General features: G+C 44.1%; 23 protein-coding genes and 1 pseudogene. 10 read left to right on the plus strand and 14 right to left on the minus strand.

Annotated elements, in window-relative coordinates:
* Positions 1–608: 608 nt before the first annotated feature.
* The 3 genes from F6J99_RS16040 to F6J99_RS16050 all read right to left on the minus strand — a co-directional run bounded on the left by F6J99_RS16040 (position 609) and on the right by F6J99_RS16050 (position 3212).
* The gene (locus tag F6J99_RS16040) at positions 609–1301 is read right to left on the minus strand and encodes a PilZ domain-containing protein (protein ID WP_293113796.1); all 693 of its coding nucleotides are present in this window, start codon (positions 1299–1301) and stop codon (positions 609–611) included.
* Between the two features lie 189 nt (positions 1302–1490).
* Positions 1491–1703, minus strand: coding sequence for a HetP family heterocyst commitment protein (locus F6J99_RS16045; protein ID WP_293113797.1), 213 nt, complete (start codon positions 1701–1703; stop codon positions 1491–1493).
* Between the two features lie 1032 nt (positions 1704–2735).
* Positions 2736–3212 carry a PilZ domain-containing protein gene (locus F6J99_RS16050; protein WP_293113798.1) on the minus strand — a complete coding sequence of 159 codons (477 nt, stop codon included), beginning with the start codon at positions 3210–3212 and terminating at the stop codon, positions 2736–2738.
* 332 nt (positions 3213–3544) lie between these two features.
* On the opposite strand from F6J99_RS16050, the gene hemJ reads away from it, so the two are divergent.
* From hemJ to F6J99_RS16065, 3 genes are all read left to right on the plus strand, one after another.
* Complete coding sequence (gene hemJ / locus F6J99_RS16055; protein ID WP_293113799.1) at positions 3545–4126, plus strand: protoporphyrinogen oxidase HemJ; 582 nt, start codon at positions 3545–3547, stop codon at positions 4124–4126.
* 224 nt (positions 4127–4350) lie between these two features.
* A complete protein-coding gene (locus F6J99_RS16060; RefSeq protein ID WP_293095722.1) occupies positions 4351–4698 on the plus strand; it encodes a hypothetical protein in 348 nt (115 codons plus the stop codon).
* A gap of 218 nt (positions 4699–4916) precedes the next feature.
* Positions 4917–5309 carry a hypothetical protein gene (locus tag F6J99_RS16065; RefSeq protein ID WP_070395447.1) on the plus strand — a complete coding sequence of 131 codons (393 nt, stop codon included), beginning with the start codon at positions 4917–4919 and terminating at the stop codon, positions 5307–5309.
* A gap of 371 nt (positions 5310–5680) precedes the next feature.
* On the opposite strand, the gene F6J99_RS16070 is transcribed toward F6J99_RS16065, so the two are convergent.
* From F6J99_RS16070 to rimI, 6 genes are all read right to left on the minus strand, one after another.
* Entirely contained in the window at positions 5681–5923 is a 243-nt protein-coding gene (locus F6J99_RS16070; RefSeq protein ID WP_070395448.1) for a DUF4327 family protein, read from the minus strand.
* A 984-nt stretch (positions 5924–6907) separates the two neighbouring features.
* Positions 6908–8668, minus strand: coding sequence for a glycoside hydrolase family 3 N-terminal domain-containing protein (locus tag F6J99_RS16075; protein ID WP_293113800.1), 1761 nt, complete (start codon positions 8666–8668; stop codon positions 6908–6910).
* On the minus strand, positions 8665–9063 hold the full coding sequence (gene rbfA, locus F6J99_RS16080) for a 30S ribosome-binding factor RbfA (RefSeq protein WP_075903963.1): 399 nt from the start codon (positions 9061–9063) through the stop codon (positions 8665–8667). Before rbfA ends, F6J99_RS16075 begins: the two co-directional genes overlap by 4 nt.
* Positions 9064–9137: 74 nt before the next feature.
* Entirely contained in the window at positions 9138–9341 is a 204-nt protein-coding gene (locus F6J99_RS16085) for a DUF751 family protein (RefSeq protein WP_083305414.1), read from the minus strand.
* A gap of 172 nt (positions 9342–9513) precedes the next feature.
* Complete coding sequence (locus F6J99_RS16090) at positions 9514–11982, minus strand: ATP-dependent Clp protease ATP-binding subunit (protein ID WP_075903969.1); 2469 nt, start codon at positions 11980–11982, stop codon at positions 9514–9516.
* Positions 11983–12123: 141 nt separating this feature from the next.
* The gene (gene rimI / locus F6J99_RS16095; RefSeq protein WP_293113801.1) at positions 12124–12717 is read right to left on the minus strand and encodes a ribosomal protein S18-alanine N-acetyltransferase; all 594 of its coding nucleotides are present in this window, start codon (positions 12715–12717) and stop codon (positions 12124–12126) included.
* Positions 12718–12790: 73 nt separating this feature from the next.
* Between rimI and lysA the strand changes: the two genes are divergently transcribed.
* The 3 genes from lysA to F6J99_RS16110 all read left to right on the plus strand — a co-directional run bounded on the left by lysA (position 12791) and on the right by F6J99_RS16110 (position 16053).
* Entirely contained in the window at positions 12791–14206 is a 1416-nt protein-coding gene (gene lysA, locus F6J99_RS16100; RefSeq protein WP_293113802.1) for a diaminopimelate decarboxylase, read from the plus strand.
* A 180-nt stretch (positions 14207–14386) separates the two neighbouring features.
* Positions 14387–15307 (plus strand): diadenylate cyclase CdaA, encoded by a 921-nt coding sequence (gene cdaA / locus F6J99_RS16105; RefSeq protein WP_070395453.1) that lies wholly within the window; start codon positions 14387–14389, stop codon positions 15305–15307.
* 5 nt (positions 15308–15312) lie between these two features.
* A complete protein-coding gene (locus F6J99_RS16110; RefSeq protein ID WP_214607780.1) occupies positions 15313–16053 on the plus strand; it encodes an isoprenyl transferase in 741 nt (246 codons plus the stop codon).
* A gap of 171 nt (positions 16054–16224) precedes the next feature.
* Here F6J99_RS16110 and F6J99_RS16115 read toward each other — a convergent pair whose 3' ends face one another.
* The 5 genes from F6J99_RS16115 to F6J99_RS16135 form a co-directional block, all read right to left on the minus strand.
* Complete coding sequence (locus tag F6J99_RS16115; RefSeq protein WP_070395455.1) at positions 16225–16497, minus strand: DUF3143 domain-containing protein; 273 nt, start codon at positions 16495–16497, stop codon at positions 16225–16227.
* A 190-nt stretch (positions 16498–16687) separates the two neighbouring features.
* Entirely contained in the window at positions 16688–17308 is a 621-nt protein-coding gene (locus F6J99_RS16120) for a J domain-containing protein (protein ID WP_293113803.1), read from the minus strand.
* Positions 17309–17528: 220 nt separating this feature from the next.
* Positions 17529–18839 (minus strand): O-antigen ligase family protein, encoded by a 1311-nt coding sequence (locus F6J99_RS16125; RefSeq protein ID WP_293113804.1) that lies wholly within the window; start codon positions 18837–18839, stop codon positions 17529–17531.
* 17 nt (positions 18840–18856) lie between these two features.
* Positions 18857–19699, minus strand: coding sequence for a YaaW family protein (locus F6J99_RS16130; protein ID WP_293113805.1), 843 nt, complete (start codon positions 19697–19699; stop codon positions 18857–18859).
* Positions 19700–20014: 315 nt separating this feature from the next.
* The gene (locus F6J99_RS16135) at positions 20015–20284 is read right to left on the minus strand and encodes a hypothetical protein (RefSeq protein WP_293113806.1); all 270 of its coding nucleotides are present in this window, start codon (positions 20282–20284) and stop codon (positions 20015–20017) included.
* Here F6J99_RS16135 and F6J99_RS16140 point away from each other — a divergent pair.
* From F6J99_RS16140 to F6J99_RS16155, 4 genes and pseudogenes are all read left to right on the plus strand, one after another.
* On the plus strand, positions 20266–20523 hold the full coding sequence (locus tag F6J99_RS16140) for a hypothetical protein (protein WP_293113807.1): 258 nt from the start codon (positions 20266–20268) through the stop codon (positions 20521–20523). The two genes, F6J99_RS16135 and F6J99_RS16140, sit on opposite strands and share 19 nt — an antisense overlap.
* A 52-nt stretch (positions 20524–20575) precedes the next feature.
* Positions 20576–20804 (plus strand): annotated as a pseudogene (locus F6J99_RS16145) (DUF167 domain-containing protein).
* A 226-nt stretch (positions 20805–21030) separates the two neighbouring features.
* Positions 21031–21942, plus strand: a complete 912-nt coding sequence (locus F6J99_RS16150; RefSeq protein WP_293113808.1) for an acyl-CoA desaturase — start codon at positions 21031–21033, stop codon at positions 21940–21942.
* Between the two features lie 276 nt (positions 21943–22218).
* Positions 22219–23343 (plus strand): RNA-guided endonuclease TnpB family protein, encoded by a 1125-nt coding sequence (locus F6J99_RS16155; protein WP_070396946.1) that lies wholly within the window; start codon positions 22219–22221, stop codon positions 23341–23343.
* Positions 23344–23357: the final 14 nt, after the last annotated feature.

The following is a 23357-nucleotide window of genomic DNA, read 5'->3' on the forward strand; positions in this document are numbered from 1 at the left end:
TCCCAGATCCGCTGGGGAGCAGGTCTTGCAATGCTTAAACATTAGTACTATTTTCCAGTAGAGCAAGCAATTACCCATGAGGGGGCTATAGATAATGTACAAATATTCATCCAGGACTAGCTCCCCTGAAGAGCTATTACCTATTACCTATTACCCATTACCTATTACCTATTACCCATTACCTATTACCTATTACCTTAGTACTAATGTTGCTGCATAAGTGACATGCTCCCGATCCGCTGTTCCGGTGATCCGCTGTTCCCTGTTCCCTAAAAAACCATAAATATGTACTTAAAAACTCGCAAACCCCTATACTTTGTAAATTGACTAATTAATACCATTAAGAAATCCCCTACCTGAAGGCAGGGGATTTAACCTAAGTGCTCATATTTATATTGTATCTAACTAATGGTATTTTATCAATAAAAATAATAATCTTAAACTAAATTAACTGCCATAAATAAAAATATCATTTTTAAAAAATAATATTTTTTTCATAAAAAAACTTGAAAAACAAGGCAAAAAAAACAGAAAGCTTAAAATCATAACCTTACCCCTTAATCTAATCCTGCCACCATAGGTAATTAAGCTAACTTGGTATTACTACTCTAGTCTAGGTCACGACATGGGATCAGAAATGTAGCACCTAATAAGACCAAACTAGCCATCGTTATTGGATCAGGAGCAGACTCTAAATCATCAACACTCACTAAATACTGATTAAAATGAAATCCAATCGGATGCTGCCTAGGAGATTGCTGCCAGCTGAAGCTAGCTTCATCAGTGAGATTGTGACTTGCTACCCAAGAGATACGATCATTAAGACCCTCGAGCAAAATACTGAGAATAGTGCCTGGTGCAACGGTTTGACTACTAGCTAACTGAGCAAGTGCAGAAACTATACAGGCAGCAGCAGCAAACGTTTTCAGTAATACTTTGAACTGAAAGTGATTGCTGAAGATAAGTTGTTTCCGTTCTAATAGTGTATTAAGCTTGACTGGTGAGATATCTAAAAACGTCAATCCTGCTTCATATTTAGCTGGTGAATCTAAAGCAATTTCCCTTTGCCAGGCAATTTTAACTATAGAAGTAGCTGTGTAACTTATTCCTGGTAAGCAGAACTTAATTTTTTTATGTTCCCCAGTTTTTAATGGTTTGTTAATGTAAATTTTGCCACCGCCTCGACTCAGATTAACTACTAAATCATTTTGTTCGGAAATTAGTCCTTCTATCTGATAATTTAGTAAGGTTATATGACGTGGAAATTTCCTACGCTCTTTGAGTAGATGAGTGTTAGCCAAATTAATCTCCTGAAAGATAGGTGTTAGGAGTTAGGGGTTAGGAGTTAGGGGTTAGGTTTTAGGTTTTAGGTTTTTGGTTAATGAGTAATGGTTTTAGTACTTAATGCCTGAGTTAATACCTAATATCTAAAGTCTACAGCCTAAGGCCTAGGATTTTTGATTAATTTCTTATTGTGCTTGTCTTAATGATTAACACCTGTTGAGTATTTTTGATGCTTGAGAGGATGAGGTTTTATTCCGATTGCCTAAGTTATAGTTTTGTTTGATTAACCGATTGTAAGTTCGATAGGGCATATATTGCAAAGGATTGTAGCCAGAAAACCGCAATATCAATACACAAGCCCAGGAATACTTGCCAGAAATTATTGCTTCTATAACTTGATTTAATTGTTCAGTACTCATAAATCTATATAAAGGTAGATGCAGCTAAGCAAAGGGTTTAATTCACTGTAACAACTCCTAAGCAAGTTGTACTAGGTGAAGTTCTGAAATTATAGCAGATGGTAAGATTACCGATCCTGCTGTGTATAAATCTATTCTTTAGAGCATAGGTTTACGTTTAGGTTTGCGTTCAGGTTTGATTTAGTATGATTTCTGTATATTTATGTATACTTTTTTTTTTGGTATATCAGCATCACAAAAATGTTATAATTACTGATTAAAAATAAAATAAAAATTACATACAGTAAAACTGCCATGAACCTTGACATAGTCCATGGCAGTTAACTTATTGGATATCACTGATTAAGAGCCCTTATGTAGATAGTATGCTTAATACCCCCCCAAATCTCTTATCGCCTTACTGGGCAAAGATTTGACTTTATCAACAGATTTTTTACTCTGAAAGCAATGCCCAGTAAATATTTGATCACAAATTAACTAAACAGGACGCATAAACTTGTGAGTAAGAGCCTGATTAAGTTGTAGAGATTAGTTGACTTTAGTGGGCTTATCTACGTCAATCGTTTTAATAACCACAAGCTGGTTTGTGTTCCTTGACATTAAGTTAATCAGTATAAATAACTAATCAGATAATTCCAATTTCTGTGTAGGCTTGTTATAAATACATACTGTTTTGTAGTAATCGCTAATCGGTAATTCCTTGGTCAATTACCAATTACCAGTCAATCATCTTTAGCCTTAATAACTGAAAATGGTATAATAGTTAAGATTGACTGTCCTTGATGTTCACTCCTGATCAGCAAGTTGACAAAGCGATGCAGTCGCTCATAGGGGGGACTTCAATGAGCGACTGCATCAAGACATCAACTATCTTTGATTGCAACTTATACCAAGTTTACTTAAAATTAATACTTAAAATTAATACTTAAAATTAATCAGTAGTAACTGGTTACCCTATTAATCATTAACCCCATCACCCGTCATCTGTTCAAAGGGTAATATCTTTTCTGGAAGCGCAACTTAGTCTGAGGATTAGGTATAGCAGGTGTTAGAAGTCTTAGCCGGATAATTTTTTAGTAACTTATTCAGCTGAAGTTGAGGCGTTGAAATAGGTGTTGCTGGCAGACCCAACAGACAATCTAGATTTTCTGGTGAGACTGTTACAAACTGTAAACCAGATCTATAGTTTCCTAGAGAATTTCCTTTAGATCCTTTGCACCACATGACTTTAACTGTAGCAGTAACTGTGTGATTTTGTGGCAAGAAAAACTGTATTTTTATAACTTGACCGACTGGGATAGGTTTTTCACTGCAAATGCTGCAACCTCCTCTACTAATATTAACGACTGGCTGACGAGCTGAGAAGAGACCAGCCAATCGATAAGAAATAGAGGTTTGTTGGCGAGGTGATCTTCTTTTTTCTCCCATGCTGCTGGCATTAATCATACGCTTGACATTGGTTAAGTAAAACGTTTGCCTGTCTTGATGCAAAGCGCGAGTGGGGGACACCACCGTCGGACCACTGCATCACTTTTTATTTGTCCATTGTCTCAACCCCAGGTTTACGCTATGGTTCATCTACCTGTTTGACTCTGTATGGTTTTTGTATGAGTTCAGAAGACATGAGATAATCGTAAGCATTTAGCGATCAGCTCTGGTCTACAAAGCTTTTGAAGCAAGGAAAACTTAAGCATTTGCCTGAGGAACGTGAGTATATGATTATTCGTGGGACTTCCCTCAAGAAGCTGATAGCTGATACGCGACACGCGCTATAGCTGAAGTCACGAGGGTAGACACTGCTGAGCTGCATGACGCTGTTGTAATAATGGAGGACACAATCTATGGCTTATTTCTGGTTCAAGGCGTTTCACTTCATTGGTGTGGTGGTTTGGTTTGCCGGTCTGTTTTATCTGGTGCGTCTGTTTGTCTATCATGCAGAGGCTTCACAAGAGCCGGAACCTGCCCAAACCATTCTCAAAAATCAGTATGAGATTATGGAAAAACGTCTCTATCACATAATTACTACCCCAGGTATGGTGGTAACGGTAGCGATGGCAATTGGTTTACTGCTAACAGAACCAGAAGTGCTCAAGCAAGGTTGGTTACATATCAAGCTGGCTTTTGTAGCACTTTTACTGGTCTATCATTTCTATTGCGGTAGGATTATGCGACGGCTGGCTGCCAATGAATGCAGTTGGACTGGTCAGCAGTTCCGTGCTCTCAACGAGGCACCTACTGTCTTGCTGATGGTAATTGTTTTACTGGCAGTGTTTAAGAACAGTTTGCCTACAGATATTACGTCTTGGTTAATTGTTGCGATGATTATAGTAATGGCTGCCTCAATTCAGCTGTATGCCAAAAAGCGGAAGCGGGACAAAGAGAAAAGCTTGGCTACCACGTCCCAAGCAGAGCCTCAGCTTTGATTATCAGCTTTGATTAATAGTCATTGGGGACCGATGTTAGTCCCCACAGGAAAGTATAATCCCAATAGGAAAGTCTAATAAGGGCTTAATGTTTTTACCCTTGAAGTTAACCGTTGACCGTTGACGTGAACTGCATCGCCTGGGTAGAATGTTTCGTTTATTTTTCCAGACTTAACTTATCAACAACGATTAACAAACAATCGATAACATCTCAGATTTGCCTTATGTCTGCTATACCACTTAAATTAAATCTTAATGATGGTTCGGTGTCTTTTCCATTCACCGCCGATGCTGCGAAAAAATTACAAGGTGAACTTTACCAACTGATGCAGAGTCTGAAAGCTGCTGCTCAGGTATCTAGTGGTGGTAGACCCAAGCCTCAAAAACCGATGGAGTACCAATTTACTGGGGATGTCTTTCTTGAGATTTTCTGCAATCCCAATATCTATCCTTCTCCATTTGCGGCTAAAGTCTTAATTACTCTCAGAGATGATCGCATCCGCTTGAGTACGGAAGCTGAACTGACTCGTGTGGTAGAAGATGTTAACCTGTATTTGGAACAAGTCAGCTGAAGGCTTGGGTGTCATTTCCAGCTACTGTTGTCACGTGACATCCTGCCTAATGTCTCTCAAGAAACTAAGGTCAGAGGCAACAGGCGGGTCAGAGGCAACAGGGGGAGATGGTTAAGATGGGGAAGAATTTGTTAACCGTTTCGGCTCTTCCATAGCAGATGAACTGCACGTCCGTGGGACGTTCTTAAGAAAAAATTTATGGGAAATCGTTAGTATAAATGAACTCCAACAATCTCCTGGAATTACTGCAAACTGGGTTTCGCGCCTCCTTGGGGGCAACAGCCTCTTTCGTTGAAACCCTGCAAGACCCTGACAAGCGTGAAGAAAGTCTGGCTCAGTTTCAGTCAGATTTAAATCAACAGATGACTGAGTGGGCGGAAAAAGGAGAGACTACTGAACTTGAAGCCCGACGTTTTATTGAGCAGATGTGGAATCAACCAGGTAATCCTGTGGGTTCACCGACAACAGGTACCTCCAGTGATCCTGCGCCACCATCATCTAGCAATCCTGTTGAGTCCAATGCACAGGATGATATTGAGGAACTGACAACACAACTTGCTGATCTTCGTAAGGAGTTAGAGGAATTGCGTAAATCAGACAGTAATAGTTAGATTGACGCGGATTTTAAAAAACTCAGTCTGAGTGGGATGCTAAAGTGGGAGACTAATAGCCTAGAAATCAACCACGGGAAACAGAAACTCTACTCAATCTCTGACATTTCTGTTCCCATAAACATGGATTTACCCACTCAGCGCTGAGATACCATCAACTCAAGGCTTTTTATTACAAATGGCAGCTTTGTTACTCCCCAACACCATTCCCTGAAGTTTGCTGATATATACTCAACCGCTTACGGTTGCCCAACCAATCCGGTAAGTCACTATAGCCTTTATCGGTGGCATTGATGGGGTTTTGTTAGTTACAGACTCGATCGCACTTTTTATTCTAAGGATCAGCTTCTATGCCGTTTGACTAAGATCCGTTAATCATTTTCCCATTGTTGAGAACCGATCAGGTCAGCAATACGGTCTCTGAGCAGGAATTCGCACTGCTCTAGCTCACACTCCACACACAGCCATTCTCGAGCTGGAATATATTGGCAAAGAACGTAAATGGGCTGTTGACGACTGACAAATCCTTTATCCACCAAGCGACGTGCTTCGTCTTGGATCACATCGATTGAGTAACGGATAGAAGGGGTAGATGGCACTGTGTTAACACTCATGGATATCTTATCAGCTTGATCTAAAAAACGGGGATACGATTATCTTAATCGAAATTTACTTACTGTGAAATAAAATTATTTCAGTATAAGAAGTTACCATTGACCAAGATTTGTTGATAAGGATCTTCAAATACCTTGGCCAAGTTGTCAAAGTCTAACCCATGCTCAGCTAAAATGCCTACTGGGTTATGACTGAGCCATTGGTCATTGGCTGTAGGAACTACCGTCTTCTCAAACTCCCTGTCTATCTATGGACCACCTGGCTGCCAAACCTGTCTGCATTGGTTAAGTAATCACAATATCGGATATATTTTAGAGACTGTTTGTTAAATAAAGCTTAAATCCTTGCTGAAAGCCCCGTGGAACGCCAGTTGCTCATGGGGGAAACCCCCGCAGGTTGGCACTGGCTCCCCAAGATCGCGGTACCTCGCTGCATCGCTTTAACAGAGCTGTCCGCCTTAACCCACCCATATTGATTAATCTAGCTGTCTTAAGATTTACTTTATAAATAGTCTCTTAATAATCCGGGGATGGGGGATAGGAGTACAGCTGGAATTATCGGTGGTTTTATATCTTGGATTGGTGATTTTGTCAACTTCTATTACTTGACCAGGGCTATATGGTTCTGTTATAATTATGGTTTTGTTATAATCTCTATTACTATAGGTATTGCATTAGTTCATCAATTCTTCGCGGCTGGATACCCCATTCCTATACGGATGGGGAGGAAAGCCGCGCCTCCAATTAGTGGTTTACGATTAAGCCCGTTGAACGTTTTAAAAGTCGGACTTTCCGGGCGGTAAATTGTCCGAGTCTTTTCCAGTTGATATCGCTAACAGAAACTTGTCTAGCAAGCCCCAACCTGGCCGTAGGCCACGCTACGCGAACAACGAAAGTAGGTTGGGGTTATTGACCTTCATCTTGTCCTCTAATCAAGCTGTAGAGGGGCAAATTGGCAAAAATTAGCTTAAAACTCCATAAAAATTAAATAAATCTCACAAAAGTATCTATTGTTGGGCTTTCCGGTAACAATGCTTTAAGAGCGATCGCTTGAGCTGCTGGCATCTGCCCGTAAGAAAATACATATGGTGTTTCCGGTGGCAACTCTGGAAGGAACTGCTCTAACACATAAGGACTACCGTAAATCACCAGAGCTTGTAAATCCCCAGTTTTTAACAACATCTTAAGCCATGCCCTAGCTACTGCTGTCAATCCAGCACTACCCCGAAACGGGTTACCTCGGATAAATAGCTGTAGCAGAGTAGTTTTAGCACCAACAGGATTATCGACTACTTCCGAAGGTAGGGTCGTGTGACTATCAAGCAGTTGGAGTTTGTAACCCAGCCTTCTTGGTAAAGCGACTGCTGGTGTGTGCTGCCCCAAAAAGTCACAAGCTAAGAGATCATCGACCAAAATTAGATTACGTAACGGTTGATTACTGCTGCTGGGTATTGATGCTAAAGCTAGAAAACCTCTAGTTATCTGGGAAGCCTGGAGAATATCGACTACAGTCGTTAGGGTAGTTGGTTGAGCTAGTTCCGAGAGCCAATTGGGGTTGGGTTGAAATGTTCTCGGTTGTTGAGCTGGATCATCGTCTAAGCTCGACTCCAGGAAAGGTTGTGAGGGTTGGTTTTGTAGAGATGGTATTTGTTGTGCAGCGGAGTGTTCGTCTAAACCCTCTGTTTTAGAGTGATACCCCACTTTACGTTTTGCACGACTGATGCGCTCTACTGATGCCTGAATCCGCTCCCGTGAGATCCGTCCTTGTTCGACTGCTTGACAGACTGCCTCAATTGCTGTCTCGGGATTAACGGGCATCAAGAGAATATCAGCACCGGCTTCTACAGCCATGACTGTCGCTTCATCGGCACCATAGCGATTAGCAATTGCCCCCATCACTAGAGCATCGGTCACAATCAGTCCTTCAAATCCCAAGTCTGTGCGCAACAGTTGAGTCAAAATCGCTGATGAGAGGGTGGCGGGGTGTTGGTCATCCCAAGCTGTAATTAGGAGGTGAGCGGTCATGATGGCATCTACCCCAGCAGCGATCGCATTGGTAAAGGGAGGCAATTCAACCGTAGCTAGTCGGGGGGGTGAGTGGGGCAAGACTGGTAAATCCAGATGGGAATCTGTAGCGGTATCGCCATGACCGGGAAAATGCTTGGCAGTGGTTAAGACTGGATAGGGTCGGGTTCCTTGGATAAAGGCAGAAGCCAATTGGCTAACGATTTGAGGGTTATCACCAAACGACCGGACATTGATAACAGGATTTTGGGAATTGTTGTTGACATCAACCACTGGTGCCAGGATCCAGTTAATCCCAATTGCCAACGCTTCAGTAGCGGTGATTTCTGCCATGGTACGGACATACTGCAAAGCTGGCTCAGGATCGTTTTGGGCAATGGCTCCCAGTGCCATCGGTGGGGGAAACCAGGTGGCACCGGCAAACCTTTGGCCCACACCTTCTTCAATATCAGCAGCGATCAGTAAGGGAATTTTTGCCCACTCTTGGAGTTGTTTCGACCTGAGGGCGAGTTCCACAGCACTCCCGCCTAGTAAAATAACACCCCCAATACCCAACTCTTGCAACCAACGCTGCAATTGCTCGGCTGGGGGTTCCCAAATTGGATACTGAATTTGGTGATCAAATAGGTAGCCGGATGCTCGAACCACTACCATTTGCGCCACCTGTTCTGCTAGGGAAAGGTTATTTAGATCAGGCAGTGACTTTGGGAGAGAATTCAAGCTTGTGCTCCAGAAATATCGTCTTCGAGTTGCTTGCTCTGGCGTTCTTGAGAAAGCTGATTCAGTAAGTTCAGCATCTGATCGCCTCCTTCGAGACCACGGTCTTCAATAAACATCACCTCTGGTGTGCGACGCAGGCGAATCCGCCGACCTAGTTCTCGGCGAACATAACCTGTAGCTGATTTTAATCCAGCCATTGTTTTAGATCTTGCCTCATCAGTGCCATAGATACTGACATAGATCTTAGCGTGCTGCAAGTCGCCAGAGACATCAACGTTGGTAATGCTAACCATTCCACTACCGACCCGGTCATCTTTGATATCGTTAAGCAACATTTGACTAACCTCCTGTTGAATTAGGGAGGAAACCCGATAAACACGGCGATTTGTAGTCATGACGTTCCCTTTGTTAAAGTATGGGCATCATCGAAAGCTGCGCGCACCCAGTCTAAACCTAGTCTAAACCTAGTCTAAACGGGACTGAAGCCGAGCATCCCACGTAGGGTGAAAACCAAGAATAGAGAAACTCCCACGGCTATGCCAATTAATGCGATCGCAGTTAGGGGGCGGTTTAGTAGTGGTTTTACCAGCAAAAACACGGAATAGAATATTCCTAGAGTAATACTGATTAGATAGCGTGGGTAACGAGATACATTTTTAAAAAAGTCTTCCATTGTCCTATAAACTCTTATAGTGCCATTTTTAATACTGGTAGCACTTTTTTAGCTTCTTCCGTACGTATTCTGGTAATTTGTCATAAACAATGCCAAAAATTTCCCCCCTCTTAGTAAGGGGGGATTCAGGGGAGTTAGCACAGGATAAGTAGGCGCTTTACCCTACAATCACTTACTCAACTCCTTGAGGCAAAAGCTCTCGGTTTTCCTTACGACTGACTTGTACCTTACCCTCTTCATTGACATCAACATAGGCAATATCTCCTTCCTTAATGCGACTGGAGAGAATTTCTTCTGCCAGCACATCCTCCAACAACCGCATGATGGCTCGGCGTAATGGTCTGGCACCGTAGCTGGGGTTGTAACCCTCTTCGATCAAACGGTCTTTGAACTTCTCGCTGACTTCTAGAGTAATGCCTTGTTCGTACAGACGACCAAACACTTCTTTTAACAGAATCTTGGCAATGTCCTTGACTTCTTCTTTGGTCAACTGACGGAAGACGATAATCTCATCTAAACGATTCAGGAACTCTGGGCGGAAGTACTGTTTAAGTTCTTCGTTCACTAGATTCCGAATTCGATTATATTGGGATTCCGCTTGATTATCGCTGAACTCGAAGCCCAGTTGTCCGCCACCCTTTTCTATAACCTTGGAACCGATATTCGAGGTCATGATCAGCAGGGTGTTCTTAAAGTCTACCGTCCGACCCTTGGAGTCAGTCAACCTGCCATCCTCTAGGATTTGCAGCAGCATATTGAACACATCTGGGTGTGCCTTTTCAATTTCATCGAACAGCACTACTGTGTAAGGACGACGACGCACTGCCTCAGTTAGTTGACCACCTTCGTTGTAGCCCACATATCCAGGAGGCGAACCTACCAACTTACTAACGGTATGGCGCTCCATGTATTCGGACATATCTAGGCGCACCATGGCTTCTTCAGACCCGAAGAAGTAAGCTGCCAATGACTTAGCTAATTCTGTCTTACCGACCCCTGTAGGTCCAGAGAAGACAAAACTGGCAATAGGACGGTTGGGATTCTTTAAGCCTACCCTTGCTCGACGAATTGCTCGGGAAACGGCTTTAACCGCATCTTCCTGACCAATCAGGCGTTGATGCAGGGTATCTTCCATGTGCAGTAGTTTCTCTGACTCTGATTCAGTCAGTTTTTGTACCGGCACACCAGTCCAAGAGGCAACAATGTGAGCAATGTCCTCTTCATCTACAACTGGGCTGTCATCAGTACCCCGAGACTCGCTCTTCTTGCTTTGGGCAATTGAGCGAATTTCCGCCTTTATTTCCATTTCGCGATCGCGTAGTTCCCCTGCTCGATCAAAGTCCTGGGAGCGTACCGCATCATCTTTTTCTTTTAGGACCTGACGCAGTTCTTTATCTAGCTCTTTCGCTGCTGGGGGCAACTGGGAGTTAATCAAACGCACTCGGCTTCCTGCTTCATCGATCAGGTCAATTGCCTTATCTGGCAGGTAACGGTCGGAAATATAACGGTCTGAGAGGTTTGCTGCTGCTTCGAGAGCCTCATCGGAAATTTTCAATTTGTGGTGTTGCTCGTAGCGCTCCCGCAAGCCGTATAGAATCTCAATAGTTTCTTCTACTGACGGTTCACCGACCATTACTGGTTGGAAACGACGTTCTAAGGCTGCATCCCGCTCAATGTGTTTGCGGTACTCATCCAAAGTTGTCGCTCCAATGCACTGCAATTCTCCTCTTGCTAAGGCTGGTTTGAGGATATTTGCCGCATCAATTGCGCCTTCAGCTGCACCTGCACCAATCAGGGTATGAACCTCGTCAATCACCAGGATTACGTTAGATGCCTGACGAATTTCATCCATAATTTTTTTCAGGCGTTCTTCAAACTCACCCCGGTATTTGGTTCCAGCGACCAGTAAGCCAATATCGAGGGTAACGACTCGCTTTTCTTCCAAAATGTCTGGAACATCATTGTTAGCGATTCGTTGGGCTAAGCCTTCTGCGATCGCAGTTTTTCCTACCCCTGGTTCTCCGATCAATACTGGGTTATTCTTGGTACGGCGTCCCAATATCTGGATTACCCGTTCTATTTCCTTTTCCCGTCCTACTACTGGATCTAGCTTGCCTTCACTAGCCATCTGGGTTAGGTTCGAGCCAAACTCATCGAGAGTAGGAGTCTTTGTACGACCTTGAGATGCTCCTGCTGTGACTTCCGCCGTTTCACCCAACATTCGGATAACTTGGGTTCTTACTTTAGACAGGTCTACTCCTAGGTTTTCCAAAACCCTAGCCGCTACGCCTTCTCCCTCCCGTATTAGCCCAAGTAGCAGATGTTCTGTACCAATGTAGTTATGGCCTAGCTGGCGAGCTTCTTCTAGGGATAGCTCCAGAACCCGCTTTGCTCTGGGGGTAAAGGGGATTTCGACAGCAACGAAGCCGGAACCCCTGCCAATAATTTTCTCAACTTCAATCCGAGCGTCTTTGAGATTTACGCCCATAGATTTGAGGACCTTGGCAGCTACGCCAGTTCCTTCTCCAATCAAACCCAGGAGGATTTGCTCTGTGCCTACGAAATTATGACCTAGGCGACGTGCTTCTTCCTGAGCCAGCATGATCACCTTAATGGCTTTTTCTGTAAAGCGTTCAAACATGGCGTATTCCCATCACCTGTTGCATGCCCGTGTAAGCTGATTCTAGCACAGGTAAATCAGCCCACCGTTGATTTTTACACAACTCGCAGCAATTGAAACAGTTATTTACTTACTTCCGATGCCATTTCTGGTGATTAGCCATTAAGCAATTTCCAGGTCTTTAGTGGCCAAGCGCTGTTTAATTTCCTGGTAACAATCGGCCATTGTTTTCTCAAATTCAGGGGTTTTCAGACCCCCCCGCCATAGAATCAGAGCATCCTCCCCAGTGTCTTTGTAATACTTTCTACGTCGTCCTGCTTCAGTGAAGCCGAACTTTTGGTAAAGAGCCAGTGCTGCTTGATTAGATGGTTTCACCTCTAAGGTTGCCCACTCTAAATTACGCTGTTTAGCATCCTGTAGCAAGGAATAAAGCAGTAATTGACCCAAACCTTGACGTTGGTAGTCAGGATGCACTGCCAGAATGATAATATGGGCTTCCTCCAAAATTGACCAAAAACAACCTAAGCCTACCAGGCAATTGGGTAATGAGGTGATGGGAACACCTGTGCCTTCAAGGAAAGTTTCTTTTTTGCCCCCTTTTGGAGGAGCTTCCAAAACCAACAACTGACTGTTGGGGCTATCCAACTCTCGCTCGTAACCCGACCGAGTCCAAAGTCCACCAAAACACAGCTGATCTAGTGCCACTGCGGCACTTAGGTGCTCTGCTTTGAGGGGTTTAAGTTTTAAGACAGTCACAGCCTTCAATTGTACACTGATTAACGAGACGCAAGTTCCAACTCTAAAGCAAAATCAGGAAAATAATTACATAATGCTATCGACTCAACCCACTCAGGTTCAGAATTCAGGGCTTCAGTATCTCAATTCATCTATCACTCCAGACCCAAACAATGGTGGGTCAAACCCCTCACCGAATCAGAAACTGCTACCTCTAACCGCCAAAGTTAACAGCCGTGACTGCTTGGAAATTGGTGGTTGCGATGTGACGACTCTAGTCGAGCAATTTGGCTCCCCCCTTTACATTGTGGACGAAGTAACCTTTAGAACTGCTTGTCATCAGTATCGGGAAGCCTTTGCTAACTACTACCCCGGAGAATCTCTAGTCCTCTACGCTTCTAAAGCCTGGAATTGTTTAGCAATTTGTGCGATCGCAAACTCTGAAAGCCTCGGAATCGATGTGGTTTCTGGTGGTGAGCTCTACACTGCTCTACAAGCTGGTGTTAGTGCTGACAAACTCTATTTCCATGGCAATAATAAATCTACTAGTGAACTGGAACTAGCTACCGAGAGTGGCTGCACCATCGTAGTGGATAACTGGCTGGAGTTAAAAACCCTGGCTTCGCTACCACAAGAGAGTATCCGGATCATGATTCGCTTGACCCCAGGGATCGAGTGTCACACCCACGATTACATTCGCACTGGTCACCTAGACAGTAAGTTTGGCTTTGATCCCGATACCTGGGATGAAGTTTTTACCTTTATCAGCCAACACCCAACCCTCAACTTTGTTGGTTTACACGCCCATATTGGCTCTCAGATTTTTGAGAGGCAACCCCATCAAGATCTGGCCAAAGTGCTCGTCGAGTGTATTGTTAAAGCAGCTGACTACGATTTGCCAGTAGAACAGATCAATGTAGGAGGAGGCTTAGGGATTTGTTATCTAGAATCCGATGACCCTCCTACTATTGATGATTGGGTCAAGGGAGTCTGTGACTCGGTTGTTGCTGCTTGCACTTCTCGGCAACTCGTCCTACCGAAACTGCTATCGGAACCCGGACGTTCCATTGTTGGTCCAGCCTGTGTAACCGCCTACACTCTGGGCAGTTCTAAAGTCATCCCCGAAATCCGGACTTACTTGACAGTTGATGGAGGTATGTCAGATAATCCTCGTCCGATTACCTACCAATCCGTTTATCGCTCTGTGGTTGCCAACCGGATGTCAGATCCCCTAACCGAAAAAATCACAATTGCTGGTAAACATTGTGAATCAGGGGACATTTTGATTAAAGATGCTACCTTACCTCAAACTCAACCAGGAGATATTTTAGTCGTAATGGCTACTGGTGCCTACAATTACAGTATGGCATCTAATTACAATCGGTTACCCAGACCAGCAGCAGTTTTAGTCAAGGACGGAGAAGCCCAGGTGATTGTGCAGCGGGAAACTTACCAAGATTTAATTCGCCTAGATCGAATCCCAGAACGACTCACCCAGAGCAGAAATTAGCTAAAAGCTAAAAGCTAAAAGCTAAAAGCTATTGGTTGTTGATGGTTGACTTTTGGCTAACCGCCAATACTTAACCATTAACCATTAACCATTAACTTTTTAATAACTAATCACTTGGCTGACGCTAAAATCAAGCCAGTTCGATTCCATCTCCATCCTTAATTCTTTACTGAACGTTCAATGCCTCCGTTGCCGGGTCCTGGTACTGACCATAGCTGGGCTCAGTCATTGTTGCTTCACAGCATCGATGTTGGGTTGGTTCTAGCCCTTACTTATCTTGTGCTCCTCATCATTGGGGAGCGACGCACCTTATGGATGGTTCGAGGGCTAATTGTCCTGATGTTAGCCGCAGCAGTAAGTAATAGGTTAGGGTTGACGCTATTGAGTTTTGTGCTAGAAAAGTTGGTGGTTGGCTCAGCTGTGGCAATGGCTGTCATCTTCCAGTCAGAGTTTCGTCGATTTCTTGAACAGTTAGGTCGAGGAGAGATTGTGCAGTTGTTTCAAGGACAACGACGTCCCACTCCTAAGCCTGACAGTGTAATCAATGAAATCGTAGACGCGGTCAAAGAGTTGTCTCAAAATCGAGTTGGCGCTTTGATAACTTTAGAAACCAATGGTCCAATTGATGAGCGGGATGTTTCTGTACCCGGTGTTCAGCTAAATGCTGAAATTTCTAAAGAACTACTGCAAACCATTTTCCAAACAACTACGTTGTTACACGATGGAGCTGTATTAATTCGTGGCTCTCGGGTTGTGGCTGCGGGGGTGATTTTGCCTCTTTCTGAGCGCACAGCCTCTCGGAAGCTGGGTACCCGCCATCGGGCTGCAATGGGAATTACAGAACGTGTCGAAAATTGCCTTTGTATTGTTGTATCTGAAGAGACGGGTTCAATTTCTTTGGCGGAAAAAGGAGGATTGTACCGACCACTAACTAGCACGAAACTCAAACAATTGCTAGAGGAACGATTTTCTCCAGTCGTGGATCGTGAGGTAGTTGCTCCAGGTCTACGCAACCTAGGTCGCCAATTCAAGTCCCAGGGACGGGTGCTAGTTTCACGTTTCCTCCGTCTTCCATCATCAACGTCTCAAGAGAAAAAATAACTGCTATGCAAACTATCCTAAACAAATTACCAAGCGACCTTTCACCAGACCGTTTGCCTAGACATGTGGCAGTGATTATGGATGGCAATGGTCGCTGGGCAAAACGCCGGGGACTACCTCGAGTTATAGGACATCGGCAAGGGGTGGAGGCTCTGAAAAAACTACTGCGTTGTTGTGATGATTGGGGAATCAAAGCCCTTACCGCCTATGCATTTTCTACAGAAAACTGGGGACGTCCCTTAGAAGAGGTGGAGTTTCTGATGACCTTGTTCGAGCGAGTTTTGGCTAGAGAACTTCAAGAAATGATGGAGGAGAATGTTCGGATTCAGTTTGTGGGAAATTTGACCGCCTTACCCCCATCGTTGCAAGCACAAATTGAGCATTCTATGAATGAAACTCTCAATAATACTGGCATTCAGTTTACTGTGGCTACTAACTACGGGGCCCGCCAGGAAATTATACAAGCCTGTCGAGCCATTGCTACTCAGGTCCAACTTGGTCACATCCAACCAGATGACATTGACGAAGCCCTATTTTCACGCCATCTCTACACTGCCAATATCTGTGACCCAGACTTGCTAATTCGCACTAGTGGGGAAATGCGCTTGAGCAATTTCCTACTTTGGCAAATGGCTTATGGGGAACTTTACATCACAGATACCCTATGGCCAGATTTTGACCGTGGAGAGTTTCACCGTGCTTTGTCTACTTATCAGCAGCGTGAACGTCGGTTTGGCAAAGTCTAAGAATGGTGAAAGGTTTTTTAGTTGTTCGCTTTTGGCGTTCCTTGTAGGGTAGGTTTTTTAGTTGTTCGCCTAGGGAACAACCTTATAACTTTCAACCTTCTAACCTTGCCCAAAAGGCCACGCTATAAGGGACAACCTTATAACTTTCAACGACTGCAGACCCTTCACCTACTAAGGACCACAGAAAACTGCATCTTCTATATCTTTGCGGCTGAGGGAATACTTGAAAGATCGTTGAATATCTTGTCCATCTTCCCCAGACTTGACGTAGCGCACGATTAACTCCTCTACCTCAAGGCAAAGTTCTGCTTTCCAGGTAGGTCGATCAACACGCCAGCAATGTAGATCATTACTGTCTTGTTCACATCCTAGTATTTTCAGCCACCTCTCTATTTCAGGTAGAGGGTGGTTATACAAGGGGGTATCACCTGGCGGAAGTGTCATATCGAGTCCGATTAACTATTTATAATTCTTGGTGGTACATCAGTAGAAAATTGAACATTGTCAATGGTCACGTGACCATTTTCAATTAAAAATTAAGACAATTAACAATTAAGACAATTAACATTTATGGGATAAACCCTATTATAAGGGATTAACATTATAAGGGATTAAACAGACTTAATATTATAAGTTATTCTGAGAGATGGGTTATCTGGGGATTTTGGGCTGATTGGTTATTAACCGGTATTTGACTATCCAAATTATCAGGTTTCGCCTGTTGAATAAAATTAATCTCGGGTAAGGTAAGCAAATCATGACCACTGGGTTTAGAAATTAGCAGAGCAGCTTCACCTTGGGTTAATCCAATAGCTATGGCTAGTAGTAAGCAGCCTAAAAAGGTTAGTCCTAAAATGAATAGGACAAAAATCTCCCCAGCTGAAAGGGGGCGGTCAGTGGGATCAAGGTACGCTGAGGACGAGGAGCTTGGTGGCTTTTGATTAACTGGATTGTTTAAACTAGGGGGTGGCTGAATAACATTGAGGCGGGAATAACCAATTTTTTGGTCATAGATTGCTCGTCGCTCTGGATTACTTAGGGTAGCATAGGCTTCCTTCAGCTTTTGGAATTTAATCGTGGCAGTTTCAGTGGGTAAGTCGGTTGTATCAGGATGATAGCGCTTACTGAGTTGCCGATAGGCACGCCGGATGGCTATGGGTGATGCACTAGGGTGCAATCCCAGTATTTCGTAATAACTCGTGGAGTTTGGGCTTTCGCGATTCCTAATGTTTTGTCTGACCCGATCTTGTGCCACTTCAGTTTTATCCTAACTGGTTAGACAACGCTTTCGATTATTCTGACATCTGGAAGGATCCTTATCCTTTAAGGATCCTACAAAACCGGACAATTCCGGAAAACTCAAGCAAAACTAGCGCGTATTCTAGGGACCATGGAAGTGGTTATCTTGACCCATGCTTAGATCACTCCTTTTCAACTAAGGTTTAGCTAATTACTTTATCTAGAACTAAATTAGGTTAAATGTGACACGCCACGCCACGAATTGCTGACAACAACAGCCACCCCAAGGTATTAACCCGAAAATCAAACAGAGTTACATCCAGCAGATTGAATAGAGTACAGCTGCCAAAAGCCACCAGATAACTGAACAGAATTAAGTTGTCTTGATGCCAATCTTGTCTAGTGGTAGTGGTCGCAACGGTTGACCAAACCCTTAATAGTTGGATACCTTGAACCATAATCCAGCCAACTAATCCACTCAACATCAGTGTGCCTGGGATGCCAGTTTCAGCAGTCAACATTAGAGGTAGATTATGGGGATGACCAAGCCAGACTTCCATTTGTGACTGGTAAAGAGGAGTGAAATTGCGTAACCCCCAACCAAACCAGGGACGTTCCTGAATCATTGACCAAGTAAATTTCCACTGGGTTGTCCTCAAGGTAGCGATGGGTCGGTCGGGATACAACTGGTCAGACAATCGCATCCAAAAGTATGCTGGGACAATACTACGCAGCCATTGACGCCCTAGCATTGGACCAAATGATGCCCACAGAATACTACCAACAGCAGCAGTAACTGCTGTCACCAGCCAGTACCAACCTAAGTAAAGGGCAAAGGCAAGGCAAGCCAAAACAGCGATTATCCAAGCATTGCGGGAGTTGGTCAAAACTAATGCGATCGCATCACCGATCACCACCACACTCAAGAACAACAGCGGATAATCAAATCGATGCGAGATCCAACGCCTCCCTTGAAACCTCTCAATCCACAGTCCTATCCCTAAAATTAATGGTATTTGTAGATAAGCGGCTAGGATATTGGCATACAAAAACACTGAATCCATCCGACCTGGAGGATTACCGTTAGCTACCAAGGTTGAACCAAAGACTAGTGATAAGACTTTTGGGCTAGTCCAACCCAAAACCATCTGAGCAAAACCCAGTATAGTTACTGCTAGGGAAGGAATAACTAGAATCCAGGCTAATTGCCTCAGCTGTGCTGGGGTCTGGATGAGGGTAGAGAAAGCAGCGAAAACAGCTAAGAAGGGGATAAAATTCCCTAAACCTAGGAACGCTTCTGTGGGGTTAAATGCTAAGCTAGCAGTAATGAGCAACCAGATACTCAAAATAGCCAAGCCCCAGTTTAGGGGTTTTGATATCATGCTGGCGTACTTTTGCCGCCAAGTATCTCCCACAGCTAGAACTAACCCCACTGCGCCCAAAGCTGGAAACAGGGGAAAGATAAGAGTTCCCAGCTTAGCGCAGTTCCAAGCTATTTCTAGGTGATTGTCTTGATGTCTATTCTTTCCCAAGAACCAATTAACCACTAACCATTACTCTCAATCTAAACTGGTTCCCAGCACTCAGCACGAGTCAGGCGAATTTGTGCTAAGGTTAAGATTGTTGGAATAATCCGACCGTAGTTGGTTGCGATCGCTCTCCAGCCTAAGTCAACAAAGAAATAGCTCCACATGATCGGACCTAGGCAGGCAAAAACACTCCTAGTAACTCCATAACGAGCAGCACTGAGTGCCATTCCCTGTCGTGCTGTTTGTAGTGTAAAGTAGTTCTGAAACTGAGCTGCTGCTGCCAAACCTCCCTTCACTAGGGCTTGTTTAGCCACCTGATAGCGAGCGAAATGCAGGGAAAACTGACGTGCCACCTGTTGTAGTATTATTGGCTTTAGAATCGAGGTCAATGCTAGGGCGCTACCACCTTTGAGTAAAAAGTCGATAGGATTGTGCTGGATTTGTACAGGTAAGGGTTCAGGAAGTTTTGACTTAGCTAAGGATTTCTGTACCTGTACTGTGAGGGATTGCTGCTCTTGGGTTGGTAAGCGTTTCCAGGTTTTCTCCATTAGGTGAAGAAATATTTCTGCTTCCAAGTCAGTTGTAGTCAGACGTTGATAGTAAGGAATTTTGAGGTAACGACAAACTTGAATCAGGGCTTGTCGGTAGGTTACTTCACTCGTTCGTCCCTTCAGTACTGTTACTCCATCTGCTGCCAAGAAGCGAAATCGCTCTTCGAGGGAATCCAACCAAGCTTCACGGTTTTGGCTTTGGATATCGATTGGCTCAGGGAGCTGAAGGTAATCTAAGGGATTAAACCTACGACAGAATAGAATGTCTGTCACTTGTTGTAACTCTTCAACGGTTGCTAACTCTAACGCAGTTCTCAGCTCATCCAACGTTCTTCCCTCCACAACCCCGTTTTTTGTGCTGTCCTCTATTCTACTCCTATCAGTTTTCTAGTAGGAGTTTGAATCTAGTTTGATGTATTAAGCTGTTAGGCATTTGGCAGCTATGCTGAAGCGACGGCTTGGCCTTTATGGGGGGATTTGTCCTACTCGCGCTTTGCATCAAGACACGGACAAGAGTTTCAGGTTTTTTTTTGATTTAATCAAGCAATGCAGTCGGCTCCACTAAGACCAGGAGCGAATAAGGGAATTCCCGCCATGGGATTCTTGGGTATTGGCAGGTTTTAGACCTGCCCTTTATTTAATTTAAATATCTCCGATAGCCAACATTTGAATCAACCGAGGTACCCCTGGATCAAACCCAGCTAAATCCCAAGATAGAGGATCTTTGGGGTCAACCAGGGTAATCCCATAAGGAGTAAGGGTGACATACACGGCTTTCAGATTAGGGTTAACCCTCTGGCGGTACTCCGCTAGTGCCTGGGTAGGATGACGCCGTCCTTTTCGCAGATGCTCCTGATTATTGATAATCTGTTCAATCCGATCGAGATTCTCCCGTGCATCGGTTTCCAGCACGCCCAGCTCAGTCAGACAAACCAAGTTACACAGCCGAAGCGCCAATCGGCATTTCATTTGACTCCAATGGTTTTGCTAGAGTTAGGGTATGCGTTCGCGTAGCGTGGCCTACGGCCAATCGCGTAGCGGCTCTGAACGCCCACGCGTGGGCCTTTGGCCTTAAGAGTATCGCAACAGAAGTCTTTACAGTTACCACAGCCGATCCGGATCAGTATGCTACTGTGGTAAACGGTGACTAAATTAAAACTTCCCATAGCCAGAAGCCAAAAGATTTTGAAGAAACTTTCATTGATGAAGAGGCGAGTTCAAGTTACACCCAATTATAAACATCAAAAGATAGAAGACTCAGACGATGGGACACTCAAGGTGCATTTGAAGTCACCACCTGTAGATGGGCTTTGCCAATCAGGAGCTAATTGAGTTGCTGGCTAAAAGGTTTAAGGTACCAAAGTCTCGTATCCAAATTAAGTCAGGTTTATCCTCAAGGAATAAATTGATTGAAATCAACACCAATCCCTAGCTAGCTGCCATAGGTTACCCATGCAATACCGTCATGATTAGCCCAAATGTAACTTAAATCCCTGGAATAGCAGGATAAGCGCGGACAAGACAACCATCCCAAATCCAAAAATCCCAGTTGAGAGCCTTCGTGCTCAGCGCGGAACTAGAGTCCACACAGCGCCAGACTGACAAGCAATCGGATATGCTTAGTTTTGGTGTATTAGTATTTTATTTAAACAACACAAGTGTCAATCTCTTCATCTACTGCCCCAGAAGTCAGCACACTTCAGAAAACGGTAGTTACTATCGTTATCGCCATGTCCCCTTTGGGAGTAATCGCTGCGATAGTAGTTATGTTGCTTCAGAAACTGAACGTCCAGCCTCTCGATATTGGTCTTTTTCTCGGGATGTACATCCTGAATTTCATCGGTATTACCGTCGGGTATCACAGGCTTTTTAGCCATCGTGCCTTCCATACTGGACCTTTTATAAGGGCATTCTTAGCCATTGCTGGATGTATGGCAGCTCAAGGACCAGTCACTAGCTGGGTTCACCATCATCGCTGCCATCATATTTACTCTGACCAAGACGGAGACACTCACTCACCCCATCTTCACCAGGGAGGATTTTGGGGATTTATCCAAGGGTTTTGGCATTCCCATATTGCTTGGATTGTGAATGTGGATTGGCAGCCTCCCTATAAGTATGCTCCTGACCTAATCAAGGACAAGCTGATCCGAAGAATAGACAACCTCTACGTCTTTTGGGTATTGCTGTCCCTGTTAATTCCTGGTTTCCTGGGTGGAGTCTTGACTGGTTCTGTCTCAGGAGTCTTAGGTGGTTTAATCTGGGGCGGAGCATTTCGGATTTTTCTGGTTCGTCAAATCACCTTTTGTGTCAACTCAGTTTGCCACTTGTGGGGAAACGAGCTGTTTACTACCTCTGATATGAGCAAGAACAATCCTATCGTCGCCATCTTGACCCTTGGTGAAGGGTGGCACAATAATCACCATGCCTTTCCCAACTCAGCAAGATTTGGACATTATTGGTGGCAACTTGACCTGGGTTGGTTATTCATCCTGCTGCTTCAGCGCTTAGGACTGGCCTGGAATGTAAAATTACCATCCTCAGACCAACTGCAACCTACAACCATCTAATCCCAGGATTAAGAATTTCAGGTGAACTACCCCTCGCTGCCCACGACGCCCCCTTGCGAGGGGCTTTCTAGTTCAAGGAGTACTGTCTTGTAGACCCTTGATAGACAATCTATCTAGATGTTCCCTCCCCCTGTTAAACTATAAAAGAATATTTTGCTCAAAGCTAAGGTTGTAAAGCCTTGGGATTCAAGACCAGGCTGCGCTATGATCGCGCGTCGGATGTCAAATCCAGGAGTGCTAACTATTAGTAGCAAACCTCATCAAAGGTTAGCAAATATGTATAAAGCTCTTCAAACTAAACTAAAGCTAAATAACCATCAGAAAACTTTGATGGCTAAACATGCAGGGTATTCTCGATGGGTTTATAACTGGGGATTGGCTTTATGGCAACAAGCTTACTCAGAAGGGCTAAAGCCATCAGCTAGTAAGCTCAGAAAGCTTTTTACCAATCACGTAAAGCCTCAATACCCTTGGATGAATCAGTTATCCTCCAAAGTGTACCAATACGCTTTTATTGATTTAGGAGAAGCTATAGCGCGATTTTTTAAAGGTAATGGTGGATACCCTAGATTTAAGAAAAAAGGAGCCCATGATAGCTTTACTATTGATAATTCTGGAGCACCAATTAAACTCTCAGGCTGCAAGCATAAACTACCATTACTAGGTTGGGTGAGGACTTATGAGCCTTTGCCAGAAGTGACGACAAAGAAAATTACCATATCTCGTCAGGCTGACGGTTGGTATCTAAGTTTTCATTATGGACATGAACCAAACCCAACCCCAAAGCAAATAGATGTAGTGGGAGTAGATTTAGGGGTCAAGGCATTAGCCGTACTAAGTACTGGGGAAATTATATGTGGTTCTAAACCTTATCGCCAAGCCAAAAAACAACTAGCGAGGTGTCAGCGTGACTTGTCCAGAAAAGTTAAAGGTTCTCAGAACTGGTACAAAGCCGTAAACCGACTAGCAAAAAAACATCAGAGAGTAGCCAACATTCGCAAAGATACATTACATAAACTGACTGCCTACTTAGCTAAGAACCACGGCACGGTAGCAATTGAAGATTTGAATGTATCAGGCATGATGGCTAATCACAGGCTAGCTGGGTCTGTTGCTGACCAAGGGTTTTACGAATTCAAGAGACAGCTGGAATACAAATGTGAATGGTATGGCTCAAAGTTAGTCATTGTAGACAGATTCTACCCATCATCTCAACTGTGTTCAAGTTGTGGGCATCGTCAAAAAATGACCTTGAAAATCAGGACTTACAACTGTCCTAAGTGTGGGTTGAGTCTTGACAGAGACTTAAACGCAGCAATTAATTTAAAAAACGCCGTAGGCTCTATGGTGTCTGCCTGTGGACGGAGTGCTGCCGACAGTTCCGGAAGAAGCAGGAAATAAACAGCTTTAACGAG

It is taken from the genome of Moorena sp. SIO4G3 (genome assembly GCF_010692305.1).
GTDB classification, from domain to species: domain Bacteria; phylum Cyanobacteriota; class Cyanobacteriia; order Cyanobacteriales; family Coleofasciculaceae; genus Moorena; species Moorena producens_A.

Bases quoted from the DNA above. Each gene is read 5' to 3' on its own strand.
- rbfA (WP_075903963.1), bottom strand. From the start codon at position 9,063: ATGACTACAAATCGCCGTGTTTATCGGGTTTCCTCCCTAATTCAACAG.
- F6J99_RS16115 (WP_070395455.1), bottom strand. From the start codon at position 16,497: ATGACACTTCCGCCAGGTGATACCCCCTTGTATAACCACCCTCTACCT.
- cdaA (WP_070395453.1), top strand. From the start codon at position 14,387: ATGCCTCCGTTGCCGGGTCCTGGTACTGACCATAGCTGGGCTCAGTCA.
- F6J99_RS16070 (WP_070395448.1), bottom strand. From the start codon at position 5,923: ATGAGTGTTAACACAGTGCCATCTACCCCTTCTATCCGTTACTCAATC.
- F6J99_RS16085 (WP_083305414.1), bottom strand. From the start codon at position 9,341: ATGGAAGACTTTTTTAAAAATGTATCTCGTTACCCACGCTATCTAATC.
- F6J99_RS16090 (WP_075903969.1), bottom strand. From the start codon at position 11,982: ATGTTTGAACGCTTTACAGAAAAAGCCATTAAGGTGATCATGCTGGCT.
- lysA (WP_293113802.1), top strand. From the start codon at position 12,791: ATGCTATCGACTCAACCCACTCAGGTTCAGAATTCAGGGCTTCAGTAT.
- F6J99_RS16060 (WP_293095722.1), top strand. From the start codon at position 4,351: ATGTCTGCTATACCACTTAAATTAAATCTTAATGATGGTTCGGTGTCT.
- F6J99_RS16045 (WP_293113797.1), bottom strand. From the start codon at position 1,703: ATGAGTACTGAACAATTAAATCAAGTTATAGAAGCAATAATTTCTGGC.
- F6J99_RS16110 (WP_214607780.1), top strand. From the start codon at position 15,313: ATGCAAACTATCCTAAACAAATTACCAAGCGACCTTTCACCAGACCGT.
- hemJ (WP_293113799.1), top strand. From the start codon at position 3,545: ATGGCTTATTTCTGGTTCAAGGCGTTTCACTTCATTGGTGTGGTGGTT.
- F6J99_RS16155 (WP_070396946.1), top strand. From the start codon at position 22,219: ATGTATAAAGCTCTTCAAACTAAACTAAAGCTAAATAACCATCAGAAA.
- F6J99_RS16065 (WP_070395447.1), top strand. From the start codon at position 4,917: ATGAACTCCAACAATCTCCTGGAATTACTGCAAACTGGGTTTCGCGCC.